The 5763-nt window shown below is 48.7% G+C and carries 2 tRNA genes and 3 rRNA genes; all 5 read left to right on the forward strand.

Annotated elements, in window-relative coordinates:
• Nucleotides 1-521 precede the first annotated feature (521 nt).
• Nucleotides 522-2042, forward strand: a 16S ribosomal RNA gene (locus tag ACFPIB_RS17430).
• A gap of 152 nt (nt 2043-2194) precedes the next feature.
• Nucleotides 2195-2268, forward strand: a tRNA-Ile gene (locus ACFPIB_RS17435).
• Between the two features lie 13 nt (nt 2269-2281).
• Nucleotides 2282-2355: transfer RNA gene (locus ACFPIB_RS17440), tRNA-Ala, on the forward strand.
• A gap of 230 nt (nt 2356-2585) precedes the next feature.
• Nucleotides 2586-5473, forward strand: a 23S ribosomal RNA gene (locus ACFPIB_RS17445).
• A 141-nt stretch (nt 5474-5614) separates the two neighbouring features.
• Nucleotides 5615-5726 (forward strand): 5S ribosomal RNA (gene rrf / locus ACFPIB_RS17450).
• The 16S, 23S and 5S rRNA genes sit together here with 2 tRNA genes alongside, the layout of an rRNA operon.
• Nucleotides 5727-5763 lie beyond the last annotated feature (37 nt).

A 5763-nucleotide genomic window follows, 5' to 3' on the forward strand; every position in this document is an offset into this window, starting at 1 on the left:
TAAAATTTGGAAGAAAGAAAAAATGCCTGCATCTTTGCACTCCCAATCTGAACGAAGAAAGGGAAAAGAATTGAAATGCTGAAAAGGTCATCTGGTAACGAAAAGCTGCTAATAATAAAGCGGGATTTTAAAGCCAGGTTCTGAAAAAAAGCTTCAGATTTTTTGAAAAAAGATTTGGTAGTTTAAAATAAAAATAAGACCTTTGCACACCGAAAAATAACGAAGCTTATTGAGTAGGAAAATAAAAAAGAGAGAATAGCTTCACCGGAAGGGTTGAGGGGATAAGATAAAAAAGAGTGATGATGAATAGGTTGCTTGCTTAGTTTGAAAGACGGTGAGCAGCCCGATTTACAGGAAGATGTCTTGTAAAAAAGTTCTTTGAATAGTTGGAAAAAGAAAAGACAAACCGCAAAGTGCAATTGTTAATTTATTAGCAAGGGTTTCTTTGTCACAAACAAGAGCGTTAAGCGATCAAGCATACTACATAGACTACCTTCCGGGGTAGTTGTAAATTAATTTATACAATGGAGAGTTTGATCCTGGCTCAGGATGAACGCTAGCGGCAGGCCTAATACATGCAAGTCGAACGGGTTTAAGTAGCAATACTTAAATCAGTGGCGCACGGGTGCGTAACGCGTATGCAACCTACCTTAAACTGGGGGATAGCCTTCCGAAAGGGAGATTAATACCGCATAATACTATTTGATGGCATCTGAAGATAGTTAAAGATTTATTGGTTTAAGATGGGCATGCGTGCCATTAGCTAGTTGGTAGGGTAACGGCCTACCAAGGCTACGATGGCTAGGGGTTCTGAGAGGATGATCCCCCACACTGGTACTGAGATACGGACCAGACTCCTACGGGAGGCAGCAGTAGGGAATATTGGGCAATGGAGGCAACTCTGACCCAGCCATGCCGCGTGCAGGATGAAGGCCTTCTGGGTTGTAAACTGCTTTTATCTAGGAAGAAAACGCCCATGCGTGGGAAACTGACGGTACTAGATGAATAAGCACCGGCTAACTCCGTGCCAGCAGCCGCGGTAATACGGAGGGTGCAAGCGTTGTCCGGATTTATTGGGTTTAAAGGGTGCGTAGGCGGCCCGTTAAGTCAGTGGTGAAAGCCTCCAGCTCAACTGGAGAACTGCCATTGATACTGACGGGCTTGAGTACAGACGAGGTTGGCGGAATTGATAGTGTAGCGGTGAAATGCATAGATACTATCAAGAACTCCGATTGCGTAGGCAGCTAACTAGGCTGTAACTGACGCTGAGGCACGAAAGCGTGGGGAGCGAACAGGATTAGATACCCTGGTAGTCCACGCCGTAAACGATGATTACTCGATGTCGGCGATAAACAGTCGGCGTCTTAGCGAAAGCGTTAAGTAATCCACCTGGGGAGTACGCCCGCAAGGGTGAAACTCAAAGGAATTGACGGGGGCCCGCACAAGCGGTGGAGCATGTGGTTTAATTCGATGATACGCGAGGAACCTTACCTAGGCTAGAATGCGCGTGACCGCCTCAGAGATGAGGCTTTCCTTCGGGACACAAAGCAAGGTGCTGCATGGCCGTCGTCAGCTCGTGCCGTGAGGTGTTGGGTTAAGTCCCGCAACGAGCGCAACCCCTATCTTTAGTTGCCAGCACATTATGGTGGGGACTCTAAAGAGACTGCCTGCGCAAGCAGTGAGGAAGGTGGGGATGACGTCAGGTCATCATGGCCCTTACGCCTAGGGCTACACACGTGCTACAATGGGCGGTACAGAGGGTTGCTACCTGGTGACAGGATGCCAATCTCAAAAAGCCGCTCTCAGTTCGGATCGAAGTCTGCAACTCGACTTCGTGAAGCTGGAATCGCTAGTAATCGCGTATCAGCAATGACGCGGTGAATACGTTCCCGGGCCTTGTACACACCGCCCGTCAAGCCATGGAAGTCAGGGAGACCTGAAGACGGTGCCCGTTAAAGGAGCCGTTTAGGGTAAAACTGGTAACTGGGGCTAAGTCGTAACAAGGTAGCCGTACCGGAAGGTGCGGCTGGATCACCTCCTTTCTGGAGCTGATCGCTTGTCAAGACGCCTTTTACAGGCGACTATTTATAAACCGCCAGGTTTATAAACAAGTTGTCAGGTTTGTTTTTTCTTTTCCTTTTATTCAAAAATATCAACGTAATGAAGAGATCAGCGTGCGAAGGCACAAGATTACGGGCTTGTAGCTCAGGTGGTTAGAGCGCTACACTGATAATGTAGAGGTCCGTGGTTCGAGTCCACGCAGGCCCACTCATAATACTATGGGGGATTAGCTCAGCTGGCTAGAGCGCCTGCTTTGCACGCAGGAGGTCAACGGTTCGACTCCGTTATTCTCCACTGATTACAAAACACCAAGTAAAGACGGCAGGTTTTTACTTCTAAACATGAGGATCTTAACTGGCTCCTGTCTTATTCTACACGAAAAGGCAGTACAGCAGGAAGGAATAATTATGATAAAGTTCTTTGACATTTTGGCAAGAGAGAATAATACTAGAGTATTGAACATAAGTTTAATAGTAACCGAGTTCACCTACAGCAATGTATAAGTGAACAAAGAATAATATTTTAAGAAAGTTACAAAGGGCGTATGGGGGATGCCTAGGGTCTTGAAGGCGATGAAAGACGTGATAAGCTGCGATAAGCTGCGGGGATTGGCACATACGAGGTGATCCGCAGATTTCTGAATGGGGCAACCCGGCTAGTTGAAGACTAGTCACCCTTAGGGGAGCGAACCCGGAGAACTGAAACATCTAAGTACCCGGAGGAAGAGAAAATAATAATGATTTCCTGAGTAGTGGCGAGCGAAAGGGAAAGAGCCCAAACCCACCTGGTTACGGCCAGTTGGGGGTTGTAGGACCACGACATGAGACTAAAAAAGGAAGCTAAACTACCTGGAAAGGTAGGCCATAGAGGGTGATAGCCCCGTCAGCGTAAGCTTTTTAGCTCTAGTGGTATCCTGAGTAGGGCGGGACCAGAGAAATCCCGTCTGAATCTGCCGGTACCATCCGGTAAGGCTAAATACTTTCAAGACACCGATAGTGAACCAGTACCGTGAGGGAAAGGTGAAAAGAACCTTGAATAAAGGAGTGAAATAGAACCTGAAACCATGCGCTTACAAGCGGTCGGAGGCCTTTCGTGGGCTGACGGCGTGCCTTTTGCATAATGAGCCTACGAGTTACTCCTCTCTGGCAAGGTTAAGTCTATAGATGGACGGAGCCGCAGCGAAAGCGAGTCTGAACAGGGCGCACAGTCAGAGGGGGTAGACGCGAAACTTTGTGATCTACCCATGACCAGGTTGAAGTTGAGGTAACACTCAATGGAGGACCGAACCAGTTAACGTTGAAAAGTTTTTGGATGAGTTGTGGGTAGGGGTGAAAGGCCAATCAAACTGAGAAATAGCTCGTACTCCCCGAAATGTTTTTAGGAACAGCCTCGAGGTTGAGTCTGCTAGAGGTAGAGCTACCAATAGGACTAGGGGGTGTCAAAGCCTACCGAATCCTGATGAACTCCGAATGCTAGTAGATATACTCGGGAGTGAGGCTCTGGGTGCTAAGGTCCAGGGCCGAGAGGGAAAGAACCCAGACCATCAGCTAAGGTCCCTAAATTTATGCTAAGTTGAACAAAGGAGGTCCAGTTGCATTGACAGCCAGGATGTTGGCTTGGAAGCAGCCATTCATTTAAAGAGTGCGTAACAGCTCACTGGTCGAGCGACAGGGCATCGATAATAATCGGGCATCAAGCATAATACCGAAGCTATGGATTGCAGTAATGCAGTGGTAGGGGAGCATTCTCTGTGCAGTGAAGGTGTCTGGTAATGGATGCTGGAGCGCAGAGAAAAGCAAATGTAGGCATAAGTAACGATAATGCGGGTGAGAAACCCGCACGCCGTAAGACTAAGGTTTCCTGAACAACGCTAATCGGTTCAGGGTTAGTCGGGTCCTAAGACAAAACCGAAAGGTTAAGCCGATGGACAACAGGTTAATATTCCTGTACCAGCTTTATTGAGTGATGTGGTGACGGAGTAGTGAAAGGTCTGCGCACTGACGGAATAGTGCGTTGAAAGCCGTAGGTATTGGTTTGGTAGGCAAATCCGCCAGACTAGCTGAAAGCTGATAGTACTCCACGGCTTCGGCCACGGAGATAATGACCCTAATCAGACTTCCAAGAAAACCCGCTAAGCGTTTACAATAAAGCTGCCCGTACCGCAAACCGACACAGGTAGTCGAGGAGAGTATCCTAAGGCGCTCGAGTGAATCACGGCCAAGGAACTCGGCAAAATGGCCCTGTAACTTCGGGAGAAGGGGCGCTTCCTTGTAGCAATACAAGAAGCCGCAGTGAAAAGGCCCAGGCGACTGTTTAACACAAACACATGGCTATGCGAAATCGAAAGATGAAGTATATGGCCTGACACCTGCCCGGTGCTGGAAGGTTAAGAGGGGGGGTTAGCCGCAAGGCGAAGCTCTGAATCGAAGCCCCAGTAAACGGCGGCCGTAACTATAACGGTCCTAAGGTAGCGAAATTCCTTGTCGGGTAAGTTCCGACCTGCACGAATGGTGTAACGATCTGGGCGCTGTCTCAGCCGTGAGCTCGGTGAAATTGTAGTCTCGGTGAAGATGCCGAGTACCCGCAACGGGACGGAAAGACCCCGTGCACCTTTACTATAGCTTAACATTGACTCTGGGTAACTCATGTGTAGGATAGGTGGGAGTCTATGAAGCGGTGTCGCCAGGCATCGTGGAGACAACGTTGAAATACCACCCTTGAGTTACTTGGAGCCTAATCTGGGAAACGGAGACATTGTTTGGTGGGTAGTTTGACTGGGGTGGTCGCCTCCAAAAGAGTAACGGAGGCTTTCAAAGGTACCCTCAGCACGCTTGGTAACCGTGCGCAGAGTGCAATAGCAGAAGGGTGCTTGACTGTGAGGCCTACAAGCCGAGCAGGGTCGAAAGACGGATATAGTGATCCGGTGGTTCCGCATGGAAGGGCCATCGCTCAAAGGATAAAAGGTACGCCGGGGATAACAGGCTGATCTCCCCCAAGAGCTCATATCGACGGGGAGGTTTGGCACCTCGATGTCGGCTCGTCACGTCCTGGGGCTGGAGAAGGTCCCAAGGGTTCGGCTGTTCGCCGATTAAAGTGGCACGCGAGCTGGGTTCAGAACGTCGTGAGACAGTTCGGTCCCTATCTGTTGTGGGCGTAAGAAGTTTGAGAGGACCTGACCTTAGTACGAGAGGACCGGGTTGGACAAGCCGCTGGTGCACCTGTTGTATCGCCAGATGCAGCGCAGGGTAGCTACGCTTGGTCGAGATAAGCGCTGAAAGCATCTAAGTGCGAAACTCACCTCAAGATGAGACTTCTTTTAAGGGCCGTTAAAGATGATGACGTTGATAGGAAGCAGGTGTAAAGGTGGAAACACCAAAGCCGAGCTTTACTAATTGCCCGTTCGCTTTCTTAAACTCCAGTTCTCTAAACCATTTATTATTCTCTCTTCCATTTTTGTCAATATGAAATAAGCTTCACGCTTGGAAACAGAACTTTAAGATATATCCTTGAAAATGCTCAAGGCGCTCCTAGCAGATGGCTATGAACGAAAAGCAATGGTGGTTATAGCGCGGGTGTTCACCTCTTCCCATTCCGAACAGAGAAGTTAAGCCCCGTAGCGCCAATGGTACTGCTGTCAAAGGCGGGAGAGTAGGTAGCCGCCAACCCCATTTAACTAAACCCCAGCTTAGTAATAAGTTGGGG

The organism is Adhaeribacter terreus, from assembly GCF_042657365.1.
Taxonomy (GTDB): domain Bacteria; phylum Bacteroidota; class Bacteroidia; order Cytophagales; family Hymenobacteraceae; genus Adhaeribacter_A; species Adhaeribacter_A terreus.